The sequence below is a fragment of the Pseudoalteromonas phenolica genome (assembly GCF_005876835.1).
GTDB lineage: Bacteria > Pseudomonadota > Gammaproteobacteria > Enterobacterales > Alteromonadaceae > Pseudoalteromonas > Pseudoalteromonas phenolica_B.
This window is the reverse complement of sequence record NZ_PPSW01000012.1, coordinates 62,936-81,485: the sequence shown is the minus strand read 5'-3', so window position 1 is coordinate 81,485 and position 18,550 is coordinate 62,936. Positions and strand designations below refer to the sequence as shown.

Sequence of the window (18,550 nt, the reverse complement as noted above, 5' to 3'; positions counted from 1 at the left end):
CAAACTCGTGGCTGGATTGGTTATAATGCCGTCAGATATTAAGGTTTATTTTCGTGATATGGCAATTTCTTCTAAACGTGGACATGGGCGTTTTTCTACAACGCTTTTAGAAAATAATATTATCAGTGCAAAGCTAATTGGCAGCTTCAATGAAAGGGGCTGTTTTAATTATACCGAATCGGTAAAAAACATCGTTAGAGCATTGAATGGTGAGCCTTTTGCAATGCTGATTGATGACCTAGAACTTGAAGGTGGCACGCCTGAGGCGTATCAAACTTTGCAAGCCTATAATGTTTGGCTCAATACTCAACCGATTATTGCTAAAGCATTTATCGTCAATGATAGAATGACGAAACACATCATACTACAGCGTTCACCCGCTTTGCTTGAGCAAAATATTGCTTTTTTCAAAACCCATGAGCAAGCTCAAGCGTGGCTAACACAGCAGTTATTACAAAAGTGTGGGTAATCGCATTAATTAAGTAGTTCGTTTATGGCACTTACCCAACTCTCTTGTTCAGCCAAAACAAATTCATACTGTTTGCCCGTGTTTAAAGTCACTCTCATAGCCTGCTCTGAAATAGGTAAAAATCCCGCCCCTTTGGCTAAACACTGCTCAACTTGACTCACTTCAGATAAGGCAATCTTTAAAGCCCCTAAAGATAAAGATTTGCTTGCAGGTTTAAAGCTTAAACCTTGCTCATTTAAAGACAGTTGGCCGTCAGAACGCATCGCGCCGATTTGAATAGTTGCAGGGCTTGTAAGTGCAGTTGCCATTTTTTTTCCTTTTTGAATTATTATATTTAGCTTACCCGATTGTTAAACAACAAAACAGTGACAATAATATGAGCTTAACTATGACATTTGGCACTGTTCCTAAACCTGTATGTTTGTCATAATTAAAGAAAAAATTATTCATGTCACAGGTTATTCATCACACAACCGATTGGTCAGCATCGACCTTAATCTCTTGGGGTATTGTTACAGCACTTTGCTTACTATACCCAGCCGGAGGTATATCTATATATTGGCAGTTGCCGATACACGCATTAATACTTGTTTTACTTTGGCACTCGATCAGAAAACCAAATGAGCAAGTTAGGGTTATCGCAGCAGTATATTGGCTTTCGCTAGTGGCCCTTATCCCCTTAACGAATACCAGTTTAGTATTAATCCATATGGTGATGTTTACCGCTTTATTTAGTGTTCACTTTTCTTGGCCAATTATGTCGGGGTTAATTGGGGCATTGCTGGGCGAATATTTAGCATATTACTGGTGGCTATCAGGCAGTTTAGTTTGGAGTACAGTCGCTATTTGGGCTGGGTTTGCGTTGATGAATGGGGTAATTAGCAAAAAGATTGTTGAAAGTTTAAATATGCATTACCAATCTAAACAAAACTATGAGGAGTTGAAAGCGACGCAAGGCATGCTGCAGGCGATGAGTGCAGAGCAGGAGCGGTTGCATATCTCACACGAATTACACGATGCGTTGGGTCATAAACTCACAGCGCTTTCTATAAATTTAGACTATCTAAAACGCACCGCAGACGATAGCTCTAAAGAAATGCTATCGTCTTGTCATCAAATCAGCCAAGAAATACTTGAGGAAGTTCGAGAAATTGTTTCATCACAACGAAGGGGTAGAGGGGCGCTAAAACTCAGTCTAGAAAATCTTATTTCTCAAACACCTAACTTACAATGCTCTGTTCATTTGGTAAAAGAATTAGAGAACTTAAACGGTACACCTGCTTTATGTATAGTTCGCTTTTGCCAAGAAATGATCAATAACACCTTGAAGCATACACAGGCCTCTGAGCTTAATTTTTCTATTAGAGTGAGCAATGAGTCTGTTTCAATGATTGAAGCAGAAGCCTCACATAATCAGCCCGAACATGTTTTACCAATCAAGAAAAATGGTCTTAAAGGCTTGTCAGAAAGACTCGGTGCAGTGGGTGGGACATTTTTTCAAGAAATTGAAGATGGTATTTTGGTAAATCAAATAAGACTCCCTTTCAAAGAGCAGGAATGTTGTGATGATTAAGTGTTTATTAGTAGAAGATCAAACGTTAGTAAGGTTAGGTTTAAAGAGTCTATTAGAGCTCGATAAGACAATCATGATAAGCGCTATGGCAGAAGATGGAGAGATGTGTATTTCCTATCTTAACGAGCAATCTTTCGATGTTGTTTTGCTTGATATGAGAATGCCAAATTTAGATGGTTTGGGTGTACTCACTTACCTTAATAAGCAAGGAATAAAGTTACCTGTACTGATAATAACGACGTTTGAAGATTGTGATGTATTAGCAAAAGCCATGCAATTAGGCGCCATGGGTTATATTCTAAAGAATGCCGAGCTTGAAACTTTAATAACAGCGATTAAATCGGTATATCAAGGTCATCAAGTTTTGCAGCCAGCTTTAACTCAATTTCTACTACAAAAACAACACTCGCAGTTTGATGCTTTAACGAAAAAAGAGCATGAAGTTCTGAAATGTTTGGCATTAGGTATGGCCAATAAAACCATAGCTAGCACATTAAACAACTCTTATGGGACGATCCGCAATCATGTTTCGCAGATTTTAGAAAAGTTAGGTGTTACTGACAGGACGCAAGCTGTGATCAAAGCTATTAATGAAGGGATTATTTAAGCACCTTGAGATTGAGGCACAAAAAAAGCAGACAATGTCTGCTTTTTCTAGAGTATTTTAATTAAAAATTAAAGTACTACGATGTTCTCAGCTTGAGGACCTTTTTGACCTTGAGTTACAGTGAACTCAACTTTTTGGCCTTCAACTAGAGTTTTGAAACCGTCGCCAGAAATTGCACTGAAGTGTGCAAATACGTCTGCGCCAGACTCTTGAGCGATGAAACCAAAACCTTTAGATTCGTTGAACCACTTAACTGTACCAGTTACTTTAGACATAATCATATCCTAAAAAATAAATTGTAAAATGTGCCCGAAGGCGGTATTGCTTGGAAAATAAAACTTGAACTTAAAGCTTCAGGACGAGTATTACGAGTAGTACAACGAAATGTAGATTTTAAATTTAGACTTTCTTTCTAGCTGATGCGCACTTTATAGGCAATGATTGAGTAAGTCCAGTTATTTCTTAAATTTTTTTCTTGAGTGAACGGTAACTAGACAGTAACTGGACAGCTCAGAGCATCTGAAATATGATAACTGTATTGATATACAGTTATTGTTTGTTATGAAAGCTCTACCTGAAAAGTATTACTTGTCACATTTCAATGAATTAATGAATTTTTTACGCTCGACAAGTATGCATTTATTTACAGATAAACAACGTCAACAATTAGAAAAATTGTCTTTATTAAATGAATCAGCATTGTGTTTGTTATTGCGTATTGTAAATAGAAAAAGTGAGTTTGTTTTTAAAGAGCACTTAAACTATGACGAAATAACAGATGTTGAACTTGCTCTCAGTGAGCTACTTGACGCTGAGTTTGTTAAGTTTGCAATTCATAAACCACCTCATGAGTTAATTAAAGAGCTGAAAAAACAAGATCTTCAGCAAGTATGTATTAATTCAAATCTTGAGAACACGCCGGTTAAATCAGCAAAAAAACAAGCTTGGGTAGAAGCGCTCTTGCAGCAAGTTCAGCATATTAATGTGCAACAGTGCTCGGTGTTTAATCGTTATGTGTATTCTGATTTCAAGCCGATTTTTGAGCTTTGCTTATTTGTATATTTTGGCAAATTGGGTGGTACACTTTCGCAGTTTTCCATGCGCGACCTGGGTGTTTTAGATGTACATGAAAAAACGAATACACAAATAAACGCCCATTTTGATGAGCAAGAAGAAGCTCAAACCGCTTTTTATTTCTCTAAATTACTACAATCTTTAAAAACATTGAGTGATGATGAAAAACTGACATTGGCACACACCCTTGTAAACTCTGATTCTCCACAACCAACGGGCTTTCAGGCCGAATCTAAATACAACACTCTGACCTATAAACTCGCCGTGTTTTGTCTGCCTGAGTATGCACAGCTTGCTACACAATTAATGACGCTTAGCGGTCATGTCAGTGCGCAAGAAAAGTTAGTGAGAACTTTATATGCTCAAGGCGATATAGAGGCTTGCAAGCAAAAACTTGACGATATTATTGAACACTCAGCGGATGAAGGTTTATTAATTTTTGCCGAAGACTTTTCAAGAAGAAAGTTTTGTTCTGAACGCACTTCAATTTTAACAAATATGCTTAGAAATTCAGGGGAGGCTATTCCTTTAGATGAAGCATTCGTTGGCTCGCCGGAGCAGGGGCTGATAGATAGCTTTGCTCGTCAAGGGATCACTGCGATTCACTGCGAGAATATTATCTGGCGTGCGCTATTTTGTTTAACATTTTGGCCAGAACTTTATGAGCATGAACTCAGTGGTTTAGGTAATGAATTTTCTCGTTTACCTAAACCTATCAAAGAAAATAGCTTTTATGACATATTTGAGGTAGATATCGAAAAACGTTTAACTAGTTTTTCGAGTAATCATGACTTATACACTTGGTTGCTAAAACAAACCACAGCCCATTATGGCAAGCCTAACGGCTTTATTGCTTGGTATGAGAGCTTGTTTGATGAGCTCTCACTATTTGTAAAGCACGCTCCCATTGAGTCGCTTTGTGCGCATCTTCGAGCCATGGCTAAAAATTATAAAGGGCTAAAAGACGGCTACCCAGATCTTATTTGTGTTAAAGATACCGAGCTGTTTTGTGTCGAAGTCAAAGCACCGGGTGACAGTGTAAGACGCAATCAACTGGTGACCATGAACCAGTTATTAAAAGCAGGCTTTGATGTCTCGATTAAAAAAGTCGAATGGCAAATTGATCCCGCCCAGCCTTATGTGATCATAGACGTAGAAACCACGGGGGGTAAAAAAGAATACGAACGTATTACCGAAGTGGCGATGGTCAAAGTGATTGGTGAAGAGGTTATTGAGCATTGGAGCTCATTAGTTAATCCGAACAAACACATTCCTAAATACATTACCGAATTAACAGGCATTGATAATCAAATGGTCCGTAATGCACCAGAGTTTGTTGAGATTGCTGAGCACATAGCATCATTTACAAAGGGGTGTATTTTTGTTGCCCACAACGTGAATTTTGATATGGGTTTTATTCGCGCTGAGTTTGCACGTTGCGGCATGTATTACAAGCGCGCAAAGCTATGCACTGTGTCGCTAGGGCGTAAGTTTTTACCCGGGCATAAATCATATTCTTTGGGCAATATTTGCAGAGATCTGGATATTAGCCTTGTCGGTCACCACCGAGCATTAAATGATGCGATGGCAACCGCTGAATTGTTCATTAAGATTAATAAAGCAAGGGTAAATACAGCGAGTTGATGTGTTGATGGAAATGTTTAACCAGTTATGACTTTATAGCCAACACCATTAACTGTTTTAATGACTGTTGGCTTTTTTGGGTCAATTTCTACTTTCTTTCTTAATCGGCAAATGATGGTGTCGACAGCGCGCGGAGATTCAGGACCTTCTTCTAAATGGGTGGCATCTATGATTGCTGCTCTAGAATGTGTTCTTGGAGCACTTTTCACTAAAAACTTCAAAACGGCATATTCGTGTGCGGTGAGAGATATTTCATGGCCGTCGCTATTAACTAGTTCATGAGATACAAGGTTTAAAGACGTCACCCCAAGCTTAACTAAATTGACACTAGAATCGGATAGCTGCGTTGATTTGAGTAATATTTTTATCCGCAACATCAACTCTTTGACTTTATAAGGCTTTGCTAGATAGTCATTGGCTCCAAATTCAAGCCCCGCAATTTTGTCTTCATCAGATGCTCTGCCTGAAGAAACAATGATTGGGGTGTCACAGTTTTGTGCTCTGATTTTTCTTAACAGCACCAAGCCATCTTCATCGGGCAAGCCTAAATCTAGAATGATCAAATCAAAAGTCTTTGATTCAAGTAATGACCAACAATCATTCGCAGAAGGTGCCGCCGTTACCTTCAAACCACACAGCTCTAAATAGGCACACGTCATTTCACTAAGTTGTACATCATCTTCAATGAGCAATATTGAATTCAAATTAGCGCCCTTGGAGTAAGAAACATTTCAGAAACATCTAAGAAAAAGTATAGACAAAAATATGCGGTATACCTGAATTAGTCTTTTCCACGAAAGTAAGAAATGAGAAACAGTGATTATGGAACGCATTAAAGGCAAAGTATTACTAGTTGATGATGATCAAAATTATCTAGAGCTCTATCACAATATTTTAGTTGATGAGTTTGATGTCTATGCATTTAGTTGTGCTAGCGATGCATTGCTAAACATTCACGATATTAATCCTCACACGATTATTCTTGATTTGAATCTACCTGATTTAAATGGGTTTGAGTTTTGTAACCAACTTAAAGATCAAAACTATTCTCTTAAGCATAGCGACATTATTTTTGTATCGGGTGAAACCAGTCTTTCTAAGAAAATGCTAGCATTTGACATTGGTGCAGTGGATTTTCTTTCAAAGCCGTTTCAAGTCAAAGAGCTTAGAAAAAAAGTATCTACGAGTATTGATAAACATTTGCTTTATCAAATGGCGCTTGAAGAAGCCAAAGTGGCGTCGTCTCAGACTCATGTCTCCTCCGAATTAACAATGTGCTATAAGAAAGCGCTATTTTGCTTTCGAAGCATTTCTAGTTGTAATGACTTTAATAGCCTAATTTCAAGATTGACGGATTCCATAGAAACATTGGGGTTTAGTGCTGCAATTTACATCAGGCCTGATGTGTTGAGCGATTTTAGAGGCGGTGGAAAAGTGCTATCAGAAGATGATGATAAGTTCTCATCTTTGGCAAGTTATAAAGCAGGCATAAAAGACTTTAATAACCATTTATTATTCAACTCTGAATATGTCTCTATTTTAATACGTAAAGTTGCATCGCAAAAAGACTATATGTTTGAAATACAAGATCATATTTTATCTATTACTTACAGCGTTGATGACAAAATTCGCTCCCTTTACGCACAATCTCATTTAGGCAAACTGGCTTACGAATTAAAGCAAAGCCAAATGTTGTTGGCTGAACTGTGCAAGTATTCATTCAATCCCTCAGATAAAGAGAACTCAAAGGTACCAGATGAATTAGGCCAGCTTAATGACACAATAGCCAAAGCCACTGAACTCGTGTCTAGTAGCCATCAATCTGTTCGAAAATATGTCACTAGATGAATACGTATGCCCATGAGCTGATACTAGGAAATTAAGTATGTTTGAGCGGTTTTTTAATTATTCTAACGAGCTACTTTGTATTGCATCCCTAGATGGTAAATTTATTCAAGTTAATGACGCTTTTATAAATTGTTTGGGTTTCGACAAAGCGTATTTGTTATCTGAATCCTTTCTAAATCTTGTCCATCCTGATGATGTGACTAAAACCGTCCGTGAACTTGAATGCTTAGGTGCAGGAAAAGAGATTATTAATTTTGAAAACCGCTATATCTCCGCGAGTAAAGAAATCAAAATATTGAATTGGAAAGCCACATTTGATCAAGAAACGCAGTTGATATTTGCCACGGCTAGGGATGTCACCTCTGAGAGATTAATTTCAAGCCGATATACACAGCTCTATCAAGCCATTACCAAGAATATTATTTTTGCTAAAACAGATGTGAAAGGGGTGATCTGTGAGGTTAATCAAAAGTTTTGCGACATAAGCGGTTACAGCAGTGAAGAGCTTATTGGTAAAACCCATAAAATAGTGAACTCAGGGTGCCATGATAAAGCTTTTTTCAAAGAGATGTGGGCAACTATTTCATCGGGTCAAGTTTGGACGGGGTTAATCAAAAATAGGAAGAAAGATGGTGACTTATATATTGTAGAAAGCATCATTATTCCGGTATTCGATTTAGATAAAAAAATAGAAGCCTTCATTGCCCTAAGGCAAGATATTACTGAACGAATTCATTTTCAGAAATTGAATGATAAAACATTAGAGATGTTAAATCAGACGGGGGAAATAGCCAAAGTTGGTGGCTGGGAGCTTAATGTAGAAACTCAGCAATTAACCTGTACTCAAGAAACTTACAAAATTTTTAATTTAGGCTCAACACATAATAACGATACCTCGTTATTGGAAGTACTTTCATGTTTAACAGAGTTAGATCAACAAGGTTTACTTGAAGATATTACGTTTTGTGAAAAACAACAACGGGCATTCTCCAGAGAGTGTTTAGTGAGTTTACAAAGCGGTGAAAAGAAGTGGGTTAACTTCACAGGTAAGCCAAATAAGACAGGTAAAGGTGCTTTTCTCATATCAGGCACGGTACAAGATATTCATGAAAAAAAATCAAACGAGATAAAATTCAAGCAAGAAAGACAAAAGAGTATTCAAAACGCGAAGTTCTCCGCGTTAGGTGAACTTGCTGCAAGTGTGGCTCACGAAATTAATAACCCCTTGGGGATCATCTCTGGCTATGCAGAACTATTGCAAATGCAAGGTGGGAGTGAAGATGATAAGTATCAGGCAATTCTAAAGTCTTGTGATCGGATCACTCATATTGTTAAAAACTTAAAACGCTTCTCAAGAACTGATGATACCCCTCAAAAATTACCTGTGAACTTACTAGAAGTTGTTAATGACGCAATCTCACTCACTTTACCTAGAGCCAAACGTCAGCATTCTAAAATTTATTTGAATGCGCATGACGAAGTATGGGTATTGGGTAATCACATTGAACTAGAGCAAGTGATTATAAATTTAATCAACAATGCGTTAGATGCGCTTGCAAAGCACAAGTTAAGAACTGTCACCGTCGAGCTTATGAAGCAAGACATGTTACCTAAGTTAGTTATAGAAGATACCGGGGGCGGGGTCTGTTCATCAGTAATACAAACGATTTTTGAGCCGTTTGTCACAACAAAGCTTGCAGCAAATGGAACAGGGTTAGGTCTCTCGGTTGTAAAAGGTATTTTGGATGACCACCTAGCAACAATTGCTATGACAAATAATGAACTTGGAGCCAGTTTTGTGATCACATTCCCAGCAACAGAAAAATAGGTGCAAGATGGTCAGCATAGTGTATTTAGATGATGAAGTGTATCTAACCGATATTTTCCTTTGTTTTTTCAAAGAAAAAGGGGTTGATTTAACGGTCTTTAGCGATGAGTTTGCGGCCATTGAATTTTGTATTGCGAACCCGCCCGATATTTTATTTGTTGATTTTCGTCTCGAAACACTTAGAGGCGATGAAATCGCGCAAAGGGTACCGAGTCAGATTAAAAAAGTATTAGTGACCGGTGATATTCAAATTGAAACTCGTTATAAGTTTGATGCATTGGTTGCAAAACCATTTAGGTTGGCTGAGTTGTTAGACACAGTTAAATTGTTGTCACCCGACTTTGAAGTAGCGCATTAGGAGGGATTATGTCTATAAATAGATTGATAGTCTTAGATGATGACCCAGGATATATCGATATTTTGTCAGGATTCGCCGATGCGCTTGGGTTAGATTTCGAAGGGCACAAATCGTATGCATCATTTTGTACTTCAAACATGAATAACCAAGACTTGTGCTTAATTGATATTTATATGCCAGATAAAGATGCTTTAGATATCATTCTAGAGCTAGCTGAAAATAGCTTTTCTAGCAGCCTTGCGGTGATGTCAGGTGCTGATGAAGAGATTATTTCATCGGTTGAAGCGACGGTTAAAAAGTTAGATATTGCTTTTGCAGGCTCGCTCAGCAAACCCATTAAGTTATCTAAGCTTTCACAGCTAATTGATATGGCGAATGCGTGTCCTCATAAAACCAGAACTTTATTTGAAAAAACGAAACCAAGTATAGAGTCATCTTTAAAAGCGACTGATTTAGCGATTTGGTTTAACAATGATTACGTTTATCCTGTGTTTCAGCCACAGTTTTCTAGCATTACTTCAGCTTTAACAGGATTTGAGTGCCTAACCAGAATTAACCATCCTGAACTTGGTAGTGTGAGTCCTTTTGAATTCATTTCTGTGCTTGAAAAGTGTCAGTTGATAGATGATTACACGTTGAAATTGATAGATAAAGCACTTGAAGAAATCAGTCACTTTTTAGTGCAAGATAAAATGCTGACATGCTCTTTTAATATCTCAGCACAAAACTTAGATAAAGACTTTGCTGATAGCTTGGTGCAGTTATTTAAGCGTTACGAAGTTACACCCTCACAGATCACCTTAGAGCTCACAGAGAGCATTGCAATACAAATGAACGCAGAGGCGTTATATGCAATATCAAGATTGAAGCTTTTTGGGGTTAAATTATCTATTGATGATTTTGGCACAGGTTATTCGTCTATTAGCCAACTCGTAGATTTACCCTTTGATGAAATTAAAATAGATCGAAGCTTTGTTTCGCAATTAGGCCAAAATACCAAGGCACAAGCAATAGTGTGTGCAACCTTTAATCTTGTGAGCTCCTTAAATTTTACCTTGATTGTTGAAGGGGTAGAGACGCGAGCACAGCTTGATTTCTTGCAAGAGCAAGGGAGTTGTATCATGCAGGGTTTCTTATTTTCAAAGCCACTCAAAGCAAATGAACTCAATTACTTTATATTAAAAAAAATCGAGAAATCTAGAAGATCACATTAAAACAGAGTTTAGTGTTGGCTATACTTTAACTGGATGTAATCAAGCAACAAATATGACTTATTTGATTATTTTATAAGAGACCGAGTTTATGCAGCTTCGCACCCTGATTATGGCAATCATGTTTTTCAGCACCATGCTGCCTTTGGTGGTATTGCATATGATTAACATAGACAACGAAAGGGCATTACTGCTGAGTGAAACACAGTTTAAGTTAAAAGAAATTGCAGACATACAACATCAAAGGATTAAGACGCTGCTTGCAAATAAAAAGCAAGCTGTGGCTCTTATCAAAAGTCGGACTCAGCTTCGCACAATTATAGAAGACAGTGCTTCAGATTTATCAAAGCAACAATCTGAAAAACTTAAACAAATCATTACAGATGTTATTGAAGCTATAGATAGCATTGAAGGCATCGCCTTGTATAGTAGACAGCAAAATTTGCTCCTCCCCTCTAATGATTGGCTAAATATTCCGACTTTAAATAGAGGCGAAAGTTACGAAAAAAATGCGTTTAATGTTGAGGTGATTTTCATAGAAGACCAGCAGCAATTACTGTTTATTGAACCAATCACATTGAAGAATGATGTGATAGGCTTCATTAAAGTTGCGTTTAAAAGTGACGAATTAAACCGAATTGTCAGTGATTATACAGGGCTAGGTCAGACGGGGGAGATAGTCTTAGCTGCAAAAGATAAAAATGGCGATGCTATATTTTTAACCCCAACCAGACATGATCCTTCAGTCGCACTAACACTTACAGTCCCAAAGAGTAATTTAGAAATCCCAATCACTCATGCGATGAACGGCGTTAATGATGTTTTCCCACACTATGTGGACTATCGAGATATTCCTGTATTAGCAATCTCTCATCACATACCAGAAACTAACTGGGGCATGATAGTTAAAATAGATAAACAGGAGATGTTCAAAAAACTTGAAGTACTGACAATACGATCTTTCAAAGTGTTATTAGCGGCTCTTTTAGTAGTTACTTTTACCTCAATCTTGATTGCCGCTTGGTTTACAAAACCCTTCATCAACATTTATTTGGCATTGGCTAAATCAGCGAAAGGGAGAATTGATTTCATCGAAGAGCACTCAGCCATAAGAGAAATTAAAGAGGTAAGCAAAGCCATTAACTCAATGAATAAGCAAAGACTTGAGTCTGATAATTTTTTGCATACATCGATTTCGGAGTTAACAGAGTTAAACGCCAAGCTCGACTCTGAGGCTGAACGGTTCAAGCGTTGGAAGGAGTCTAACTTTATCGGCATCATTCATTCTGATGCACAAGGGCATATTTTAGATGCAAATTCGACCATATTAGACATGATTGGCTATTCAAGAGAAGAGCTTGAAAGTGGAGAGATAGATTGGAAAAACTTAACCCCGCCTGAGTATCTTCATTTGGATATAAAAGCCGTAGAGGAGGCCAATATTAAAGGGTATTGGACCCCCTTTGAGAAGGTGTATATCCATAAAAGTGGGCATCCTGTTCCTATATTAATTGGCGGTTCTATTTTTAATAAAGACAGTCAAGAATTTATCGTTTTCGTGGTTAACTTATCTGAAAAATATCATCAGATGAAAGAGTTAAAACGTTACAAAGGGATCATAGAAAACTCCCGTGATATGTTTGCCTTTCTTGATTTGGACTATCGATATAAAACAGTCAATCAAGCCTACCTTGATATACATGGTTTAACCCGAGAAGAAGTTATTGGCAAGTCGGTTTCTGAAATTTTAGGAGAAACCTTATTTTTCAATAAATTAAAAGAAAAAGTAGACAAGGCATTACAAGGGGAGTCAGTGAGCTTTATTGAAACTAACTTGCCAAATACAACAAGGATTAAAGCTTTAAAAGTATCGTATATACCTTATTGGTCTGATGATGGAGTCATTGTTGGCTTTATTTTTAAAGGGGAAGATATCACTGAGCTTGAAGCTAAACAGAGGATTATTGAGCTCAAAGAAGCCGAGCAAAAGCACATCATAGAGTCTATGCTTGAAGGAGTTTTTACCGTCGATAGTGAGGGGAAAATACTTTCATTTAACCCAGAAGCTGAAAATATTTTTGGTTATAAAGAGTCCGAAGTGGTGGGTAAGAATGTTGATATGCTCACTGACGGCGTAGGCCACCATAAAGAAACAGTTCAGAATTTTATAAAAACTGGATTCTCACTGATTATTAATAATCGCCTTGGTCGAGATATAAGAGCCAAACACAAACAGGGTCATACATTCCCAATTAGAATCGCGGTCGCAAGTATGCCTCCGACTGAGCAAGGTGACTTGCACTTTATCGCTAATTTTCAAGATATGAGCGAACATGAGCAGCAGAGAAAACTTATTAATAGAAGTTTAAAACTAGAGTCATTAGGAAATATCGCTGGTGGCGTTGCCCATGACTTTAACAATATCTTGGGGATCATATTAGGCTATACCGAACTGTTAAATGAATTTAAACAAGACCCCAGTTCATGCATTGAAGCCATTGAAAACGCCTGTTCACGTGGCCAGAAGCTGACAAATAACCTACTTACTTTTGCTAAAAAAAGTAATTTGACGCCTATTCAAGTAAATATAAATCAACTCATCGAAAAAAATAAAAAGTTGCTAGAAACAGCAATGACTTCAAAAATAAAATTACATCTTGAGTTAGACAAGCAAATTGCTGATGCCTACTTAGAAGAAAATTTATTTGAAGATTTGTTGTTAAATATGGCAATCAATGCCATGCATGCGATGCCTGATGGTGGGCAGTTTTTAATAAAAACGTGTCGACATACTTTAAGTTATGAAGAGTCCAGTGCTCTTGAGCTTAATGCTGAAGAAGTGATCAAAATTACATTAACAGATACAGGGTGTGGTATTCCACTAGAGCATATCGATAAAGTATTTGACCCATTCTTTACAACGAAGAAAGAGTCAGGCAATGGTTTAGGTCTCGCGCAATGCTATGGTTTTATTAAATCTTGCGGTGGCAGTATTGATGTGGTTTCTGAGTTGGGAATGGGAACATCGTTTTTAGTATATATTCCAATGTGCGAGTACCGTGAAGCAGAAAAAACCGTAGATGATAAAAAATTACAAAGCCGATTACCTGACTCACTACAACAAATACTGCTTATTGATGACGAAGAAAGTATTCGCTTTTTGATCAGAACTTTTTTAGAAGCTGAAGGCGTTAAAGTATTTGATACAGAAGACCCAGTTGAAGCACTCTCTATTCTCAAAGAGCAAAAAATCGATTTTGTGATCAGTGATGTTGTTATGCCGAATAACGGCGGTATAGAGTTTATTAAGCAAGCGAAACTACATAACCCAAGCTTAAACTATTTATTTATCTCGGGGTATATAGGCACTGATGACCCTGAGCAAATTATTGGTGATGCAATTCTCTATAAACCCTTCAATAAAGAAAAACTGCTCAATATGATCAATATCATTTTTAAAACTTAGTAATTAAGCAGGAAGAATACAGCCTGCTTAATTTATTTAAAGGTATTAACGTTCGCCCATAATTTCGAATTCGTCTTCAATAAGGCGTGCTTTACCATCTGCTTCTATTCGCCATAGTTCGCGAAGAACGACACCAAATGCTTTATTCATGGTCCATTTTGAAGTCAAAATGAAGCTTGTATCATCAAATTTTCTCCATTCTACATCAGTGTATTCAACCTCTTTGAAGCCCTGGTCAATAATGCCTTGCCAGAATGACTCTATTGTTTGTCTGCCTTCAAAGGTACCAAATGGGCGTGCTTGCATAACTGCATTATCGTTATATTGCATGGCACAGCCTTTAGCGTCTTGGTTGTTAAAGGCTTTTTGCCATGATGCGATCCCTTGTTTACATGCCTCTAATACTTGTTGTTCGATCATTTCTAGTCTCTCTTTTATATCAATATTTTTGAGGCTAGATTAACGGATTTAAAAGTTTTAAAAACAGATATAATAGAAATAACTGTTTTTCTATACAGAACAATAAAATGAAACGTTTAAAACAAATGATGATTTTTGCCGCGATAGTTGAAGCTGGATCTATATCTGCAGCTGGTGAGCAACTATCGCTCTCAAAGTCTGTGATCAGCCAAAACTTAAAAGATCTTGAGCTTGCTCTTGGGGTTATTTTGTTAAAGCGTACTACGCGAAAATTGTCGCTCACAGATGCGGGAAATCGGTTTTATTTGCAATGCAAAGAGATAAACCTTATTGCTAGTAATGCATGGGAACAAGCACAAACCTTTCTAAATGAACCAAAAGGGCGTGTAAGGATCACAGCGCCAAACGCTTTGATGGAAACTTTAGTGACACCAGTGATTGCTGAGCTGCTCAAGCGCTACCCAGACCTAAAACCTGAATTGATAAACGCCGATGAGCAGTTAGACTTTATGGAGCATGATATTGATTTGGCAATCAGAGTCGGCCGCTCTTCTGATAGCAGTTTAACGCAAAAGCGCATTGGCTCATTCAAAGATGTACTTTGTGGTATGCCAGAGTTTGCTGGTCAGCAATTAGGGTCGTTACCCTATATTGCTAATATGTGGCAAGGTAAAAAGGTTTCGCACACCTTTGTGAAAGAGAATAAAGAAGTGCAGCAATTTTCTACGGAGGCACAATGTATAACGAACTCGTTTTATTCATGTATATCATTGCTTAAAGCGGGGGCAGGCATTGGAGTTGTGCCTGATTTTTATTTGTCTCAATTTGCCGATGAGCTGGTGGCTGTAGATTCTGAATTAATATTGCCGAGTAACCCTGTCTTCGCAATGCATCCTTATGGCAAAAATCAACCATTGAATGTCAGAGTGTGTACTGAAGCGATAACAGAGCAACTAACAAAATTAGTTGCTCAAAGTACCCATTAATTTAAGCTTGATAAAGCTCATAGAATGATACTTGATCAGGTTTACTGAGCGCCTTAGGGCGCATTGCTTGTACTTTTTCTTTTGCTTCAGATTTGCTGTAGTCCAGCTCAACGAGCAATATGGCTATCATTAAGCCTGTGCGACCAGAGCCTCCCTTACAATGTACAGCGACAGTTGCCGGTGTATTCAGTAAAGTCAGCAGCGCTGATTTTTGCTTTTGCCAAGCATCAAAAAATCGTTCATCAGGTCCTTTATCATCAGAAATAGGTAATTGAAACCAAGTGATGTCTTGGTTAGCACAGACTTCACCTAGCGTTGAGGCATTATTCTCTTCAAGCTCTTAATCTGACATCAGCGTCACAATGGCACTGGTACCAGCCGCTTTCAATTGCGATACAGAGTCGACTAAATTCGCGTCTCTTATTCCTGGGCAAGGCGTGAACAAAAAACTAATGTCGTTTTTTACAGTTAATTTATCAAATGGATGTAAAGACATAATCTTTCCTAACTAGAATTTATGGGCAACAAGATGAAACACGGGTAGGTCTATCGCCCATTTCATTTAAGCGCGCCAAATCATTTGCTAAAAAGTCAGGGTTATTTTCAGTAGTGCTGCTCAGCACAGTTTTAGCCCACTTAGGGAGCTCGCTATTAATGCTATAAAAGACCCATTGACCTTGACGCTTGTCGGTAAGTAATCCGCACTTTCTGAGCTGCGCCAAGTGACGCGATATTTTGGGTTGGCTTTCTTCAAGCGCTGCCATCAATTCACAGACACATAGTTCTTGCTCTTTTTCTATGAGAAGCAAGCTTTTCAAGCGAGTTTCATCGGCGAGACATTTGTAAAATTGTACAGGTTCCATAATTTTCCTAAGCCTTTGATAGCAAGCTTCAACTCGTTCGCTTAATTAAAAGGATTGGTATAAAAAGTTTCTAAAACAAAGTGCGCTTATATTTGAGCGAAAATTGAATATATGAAAAATCATATATTCAATTGTGTTTTCCAGCAAGATTTTGCTGATAAATACAGTCAGTTTATGCCAGCATTGAATGAAATCGAGCCAACTAACTCACAAAGTTAACAGTTCCAATTGTTTTTAATTGATAAATAAGCAGATGAAAATGAATGATATTTCAATTATTGTATATTGAATTCAATCTTAAGGGAAATGTATGGAACCAGATTATGCGCATTACACTTACAGGGAGTTACTAGAAGCTTTAGAAAGCATTGATAAAGAAGCGTACCCTGCGCGGGTTGAAGCATTGGAGTTACGACTTAAAACTTGGTCTGAAGAAACGGTTCTGAAAGCTATGCGGCCAAATAATAACCTGATAGGAAGCATTGCTATATTTATTTCCATGGCATGTTGCACATGGATACTTTTCACGGAAGGATTAGTTAAAGCTAAACTTTTTTTTGCGCCTTTTATCTTGGTCGCAACACCTTTTATTTATTTGCTGCAAAAGCGAAAGTATCAGCGACACAAAGGCGATTATTTACGACTTGATAAACAAGGTGTCAGTCTAAAGCTTGGTGAAGCTGAGCACTCTCTACTTTGGTCAAATGTTCGCAGTGTAATTTGCTCAGTGAATAAGTCTCATCAGGCGTATTTCTTTGAAGCAGATAACAGTCAACATTCATGCTCTTTTGAAGCTCGCGAATTCGAGATAGATGAAGACGCAGTCTTTGATTTTATTTCTCAGCAAGCAAAAAAGCATAATTTTGTCATGAAGTCCGATTAGCGCAGGTTTCTCAAGATTTGTTATGACTGAATAACATTATTGGTGCCAATTAGGCACTAATGTTTTTAATAATTGCGTATTTTTCTGCACAGATATTCTCCGTACGATCACATTAATCACTTTTATCGGAGAATGTCATGAACAAACTTAGCTATACACTTAGTGCAGTTGCTTTAGCCTTAGTGCTGAGCGGCTGTGGTCAATCGAATGCACAACAAGGCCAACAACCGCCGCCATTAACAATTGATGTGGCTAACGTTCAATTAGAAGAAGTTCAGTCTTGGCATACCTTCACGACTCGCTTAGAAGCACCTGAACGTGTTGTTCTTAAACCACGCGTATCTGGTCAACTTAAAAGCATGGCATTCAAAGAAGGTGAGCGCGTTGAAAAAGGTCAATTACTTTTTAGCATTGACCCTCGTCCATTTGCAACTCAGGTTGAAAGCTTGAAAGCACAACTTGTAAGTGCTGAAGCTGCGTTAAGCCAAGCGCAAGGTGAAGCAAAGCGCGCACAGCGTTTGGTTGCTAAAAACGCCATGTCGACAGAGCAAGCAGATCAACGTGACGCGACTCTACGCCGTGCCATTGCAAACAAAAATGCCATTGCTGCACAGCTTGAAAAAGCGCAATTAGACTTAGAGTTTAGCCAAGTAACTGCGCCTATCAGCGGTGTCATTTCTCGTGCGGATGTCACGCAAGGTAACTATGTGAGTGCCGGTGATACAGCCCTTACAACCATTGTTTCTGATGACTTGGTTTATGCGTATTTTGACGTAGACGAACGCACTTGGAGCAAACAGTTTGCTGGCATGAACGCAGACACTGGCGTGATGGTGCAATTACAACGCATTAATAGCCAACAGCCAATTGCAGGTAAAGTCGACTTCATTGATAACGAAATCAACCCAACAACCGGTACTTTGCGTGTTCGCGCAGTGTTTGACGCGCAAGCGCATAACTTAAAACCGGGTGCCTTTGCGCGTATTTCAATGGCTGCAGAAACACCAAAAACCTTGGCAATTGTACCAGAGCGCGCAATTGGTACCGATCTTAAAAATCGCTTTGTTTTAACCGTCGATGAAAATAACACCTTGCAATATCGCTTGGTCGAACTCGGTGAGCGCTATGGTGCGTATCGTGCCATCAAAAGCGGTTTAGTTCGTGGCGAACGCATTGCAGTAAATGGCCCAGCGCGCGTTGGTCCGGGTATGCCAATTACACCGAATAAGGTGGCATTTAATTTTGAGAATACTCAGTTTGTTCTTAAGTCTACAAATACCTCAAGTGATTTATTAGTTAGCGCAGCGAAGTAGAGAGTAT

At 38.2% G+C, this 18,550-nt stretch carries 19 protein-coding genes; 12 read left to right on the top strand and 7 right to left on the bottom strand.

What is annotated here, in order from left to right:
• The first annotated feature begins 25 nt into the window (after nt 1-25).
• Nucleotides 26-469 carry a hypothetical protein gene (locus tag C1E24_RS08470; RefSeq protein ID WP_138480510.1) on the top strand — a complete coding sequence of 148 codons (444 nt, stop codon included), beginning with the start codon at nt 26-28 and terminating at the stop codon, nt 467-469.
• A 5-nt stretch (nt 470-474) separates the two neighbouring features.
• Here C1E24_RS08470 and C1E24_RS08465 read toward each other — a convergent pair whose 3' ends face one another.
• Nucleotides 475-777: a hypothetical protein gene (locus tag C1E24_RS08465; RefSeq protein ID WP_138480508.1), complete on the bottom strand. Its 303-nt coding sequence runs from the start codon at nt 775-777 to the stop codon at nt 475-477.
• A 140-nt stretch (nt 778-917) separates the two neighbouring features.
• Between C1E24_RS08465 and C1E24_RS08460 the strand changes: the two genes are divergently transcribed.
• Both C1E24_RS08460 and C1E24_RS08455 read left to right on the top strand, forming a co-directional pair.
• A complete protein-coding gene (locus tag C1E24_RS08460) occupies nt 918-2,042 on the top strand; it encodes a histidine kinase (RefSeq protein ID WP_138480506.1) in 1,125 nt (374 codons plus the stop codon).
• On the top strand, nt 2,035-2,649 hold the full coding sequence (locus C1E24_RS08455) for a response regulator transcription factor (RefSeq protein ID WP_138480504.1): 615 nt from the start codon (nt 2,035-2,037) through the stop codon (nt 2,647-2,649). The genes C1E24_RS08460 and C1E24_RS08455 overlap by 8 nt, the downstream gene beginning before the upstream one ends.
• Nucleotides 2,650-2,717: 68 nt before the next feature.
• Here C1E24_RS08455 and cspE read toward each other — a convergent pair whose 3' ends face one another.
• Nucleotides 2,718-2,924 (bottom strand): transcription antiterminator/RNA stability regulator CspE, encoded by a 207-nt coding sequence (cspE, locus tag C1E24_RS08450; protein WP_058029451.1) that lies wholly within the window; start codon nt 2,922-2,924, stop codon nt 2,718-2,720.
• A gap of 286 nt (nt 2,925-3,210) precedes the next feature.
• Between cspE and C1E24_RS08445 the strand changes: the two genes are divergently transcribed.
• Nucleotides 3,211-5,367 (top strand): exonuclease domain-containing protein, encoded by a 2,157-nt coding sequence (locus C1E24_RS08445; RefSeq protein ID WP_138480502.1) that lies wholly within the window; start codon nt 3,211-3,213, stop codon nt 5,365-5,367.
• Nucleotides 5,368-5,384: 17 nt separating this feature from the next.
• Here C1E24_RS08445 and C1E24_RS08440 read toward each other — a convergent pair whose 3' ends face one another.
• The gene (locus C1E24_RS08440; protein ID WP_138480500.1) at nt 5,385-6,071 is read right to left on the bottom strand and encodes a response regulator transcription factor; all 687 of its coding nucleotides are present in this window, start codon (nt 6,069-6,071) and stop codon (nt 5,385-5,387) included.
• A gap of 118 nt (nt 6,072-6,189) precedes the next feature.
• Here C1E24_RS08440 and C1E24_RS08435 point away from each other — a divergent pair, with 118 nt between their 5' ends.
• The 5 genes from C1E24_RS08435 to C1E24_RS08415 all read left to right on the top strand — a co-directional run bounded on the left by C1E24_RS08435 (nt 6,190) and on the right by C1E24_RS08415 (nt 14,078).
• Nucleotides 6,190-7,215, top strand: a complete 1,026-nt coding sequence (locus C1E24_RS08435; protein ID WP_138480499.1) for a response regulator — start codon at nt 6,190-6,192, stop codon at nt 7,213-7,215.
• A 37-nt stretch (nt 7,216-7,252) separates the two neighbouring features.
• Nucleotides 7,253-9,043 carry a PAS domain-containing sensor histidine kinase gene (locus C1E24_RS08430; RefSeq protein WP_138480497.1) on the top strand — a complete coding sequence of 597 codons (1,791 nt, stop codon included), beginning with the start codon at nt 7,253-7,255 and terminating at the stop codon, nt 9,041-9,043.
• Between the two features lie 7 nt (nt 9,044-9,050).
• Nucleotides 9,051-9,401: a response regulator gene (locus C1E24_RS08425; protein ID WP_138480495.1), complete on the top strand. Its 351-nt coding sequence runs from the start codon at nt 9,051-9,053 to the stop codon at nt 9,399-9,401.
• An 8-nt stretch (nt 9,402-9,409) separates the two neighbouring features.
• Nucleotides 9,410-10,615 carry an EAL domain-containing response regulator gene (locus tag C1E24_RS08420; RefSeq protein WP_138480493.1) on the top strand — a complete coding sequence of 402 codons (1,206 nt, stop codon included), beginning with the start codon at nt 9,410-9,412 and terminating at the stop codon, nt 10,613-10,615.
• An 88-nt stretch (nt 10,616-10,703) separates the two neighbouring features.
• A complete protein-coding gene (locus tag C1E24_RS08415; protein WP_138480491.1) occupies nt 10,704-14,078 on the top strand; it encodes a hybrid sensor histidine kinase/response regulator in 3,375 nt (1,124 codons plus the stop codon).
• Nucleotides 14,079-14,123: 45 nt separating this feature from the next.
• Here the strand turns inward: C1E24_RS08415 and C1E24_RS08410 are convergent, their stop codons facing one another.
• Entirely contained in the window at nt 14,124-14,498 is a 375-nt protein-coding gene (locus C1E24_RS08410; RefSeq protein ID WP_138480490.1) for a YybH family protein, read from the bottom strand.
• Nucleotides 14,499-14,605: 107 nt separating this feature from the next.
• Here C1E24_RS08410 and C1E24_RS08405 point away from each other — a divergent pair, with 107 nt between their 5' ends.
• On the top strand, nt 14,606-15,484 hold the full coding sequence (locus tag C1E24_RS08405) for a LysR family transcriptional regulator (RefSeq protein WP_138480488.1): 879 nt from the start codon (nt 14,606-14,608) through the stop codon (nt 15,482-15,484).
• A 1-nt stretch (nt 15,485) separates the two neighbouring features.
• Here the strand turns inward: C1E24_RS08405 and C1E24_RS21075 are convergent, their stop codons facing one another.
• Genes C1E24_RS21075 through C1E24_RS08395 form a run of 3 tightly spaced genes read right to left on the bottom strand, consistent with a single transcriptional unit; the run spans nt 15,486 to nt 16,347 of the window.
• On the bottom strand, nt 15,486-15,770 hold the full coding sequence (locus tag C1E24_RS21075; protein ID WP_276609847.1) for a protein-tyrosine phosphatase family protein: 285 nt from the start codon (nt 15,768-15,770) through the stop codon (nt 15,486-15,488).
• 54 nt (nt 15,771-15,824) lie between these two features.
• On the bottom strand, nt 15,825-15,980 hold the full coding sequence (locus tag C1E24_RS21070; RefSeq protein WP_240721965.1) for a hypothetical protein: 156 nt from the start codon (nt 15,978-15,980) through the stop codon (nt 15,825-15,827).
• Between the two features lie 19 nt (nt 15,981-15,999).
• Nucleotides 16,000-16,347: a metalloregulator ArsR/SmtB family transcription factor gene (locus tag C1E24_RS08395; RefSeq protein WP_138480486.1), complete on the bottom strand. Its 348-nt coding sequence runs from the start codon at nt 16,345-16,347 to the stop codon at nt 16,000-16,002.
• 310 nt (nt 16,348-16,657) lie between these two features.
• Between C1E24_RS08395 and C1E24_RS08390 the strand changes: the two genes are divergently transcribed.
• Together C1E24_RS08390 and C1E24_RS08385 are read left to right on the top strand one after the other, a co-directional pair.
• The gene (locus C1E24_RS08390) at nt 16,658-17,230 is read left to right on the top strand and encodes a hypothetical protein (RefSeq protein WP_138480484.1); all 573 of its coding nucleotides are present in this window, start codon (nt 16,658-16,660) and stop codon (nt 17,228-17,230) included.
• Nucleotides 17,231-17,367: 137 nt separating this feature from the next.
• Entirely contained in the window at nt 17,368-18,543 is a 1,176-nt protein-coding gene (locus tag C1E24_RS08385; RefSeq protein WP_138480482.1) for an efflux RND transporter periplasmic adaptor subunit, read from the top strand.
• Nucleotides 18,544-18,550 lie beyond the last annotated feature (7 nt).

Excerpts from the sequence above, each read along its gene's own strand:
- C1E24_RS08470 (WP_138480510.1), top strand. The coding sequence starts at position 26 with ATGCCGTCAGATATTAAGGTTTATTTTCGTGATATGGCAATTTCTTCT.
- C1E24_RS08415 (WP_138480491.1), top strand. The coding sequence starts at position 10,704 with ATGCAGCTTCGCACCCTGATTATGGCAATCATGTTTTTCAGCACCATG.
- C1E24_RS08410 (WP_138480490.1), bottom strand. The coding sequence starts at position 14,498 with ATGATCGAACAACAAGTATTAGAGGCATGTAAACAAGGGATCGCATCA.
- C1E24_RS08395 (WP_138480486.1), bottom strand. The coding sequence starts at position 16,347 with ATGGAACCTGTACAATTTTACAAATGTCTCGCCGATGAAACTCGCTTG.
- C1E24_RS08430 (WP_138480497.1), top strand. The coding sequence starts at position 7,253 with ATGTTTGAGCGGTTTTTTAATTATTCTAACGAGCTACTTTGTATTGCA.
- C1E24_RS08435 (WP_138480499.1), top strand. The coding sequence starts at position 6,190 with ATGGAACGCATTAAAGGCAAAGTATTACTAGTTGATGATGATCAAAAT.
- C1E24_RS08385 (WP_138480482.1), top strand. The coding sequence starts at position 17,368 with ATGAACAAACTTAGCTATACACTTAGTGCAGTTGCTTTAGCCTTAGTG.
- C1E24_RS21070 (WP_240721965.1), bottom strand. The coding sequence starts at position 15,980 with ATGTCTTTACATCCATTTGATAAATTAACTGTAAAAAACGACATTAGT.
- C1E24_RS08405 (WP_138480488.1), top strand. The coding sequence starts at position 14,606 with ATGAAACGTTTAAAACAAATGATGATTTTTGCCGCGATAGTTGAAGCT.
- C1E24_RS08465 (WP_138480508.1), bottom strand. The coding sequence starts at position 777 with ATGGCAACTGCACTTACAAGCCCTGCAACTATTCAAATCGGCGCGATG.
- C1E24_RS08390 (WP_138480484.1), top strand. The coding sequence starts at position 16,658 with ATGGAACCAGATTATGCGCATTACACTTACAGGGAGTTACTAGAAGCT.
- C1E24_RS08420 (WP_138480493.1), top strand. The coding sequence starts at position 9,410 with ATGTCTATAAATAGATTGATAGTCTTAGATGATGACCCAGGATATATC.
- cspE (WP_058029451.1), bottom strand. The coding sequence starts at position 2,924 with ATGTCTAAAGTAACTGGTACAGTTAAGTGGTTCAACGAATCTAAAGGT.
- C1E24_RS08460 (WP_138480506.1), top strand. The coding sequence starts at position 918 with ATGTCACAGGTTATTCATCACACAACCGATTGGTCAGCATCGACCTTA.
- C1E24_RS08455 (WP_138480504.1), top strand. The coding sequence starts at position 2,035 with ATGATTAAGTGTTTATTAGTAGAAGATCAAACGTTAGTAAGGTTAGGT.
- C1E24_RS08445 (WP_138480502.1), top strand. The coding sequence starts at position 3,211 with ATGAAAGCTCTACCTGAAAAGTATTACTTGTCACATTTCAATGAATTA.
- C1E24_RS08425 (WP_138480495.1), top strand. The coding sequence starts at position 9,051 with ATGGTCAGCATAGTGTATTTAGATGATGAAGTGTATCTAACCGATATT.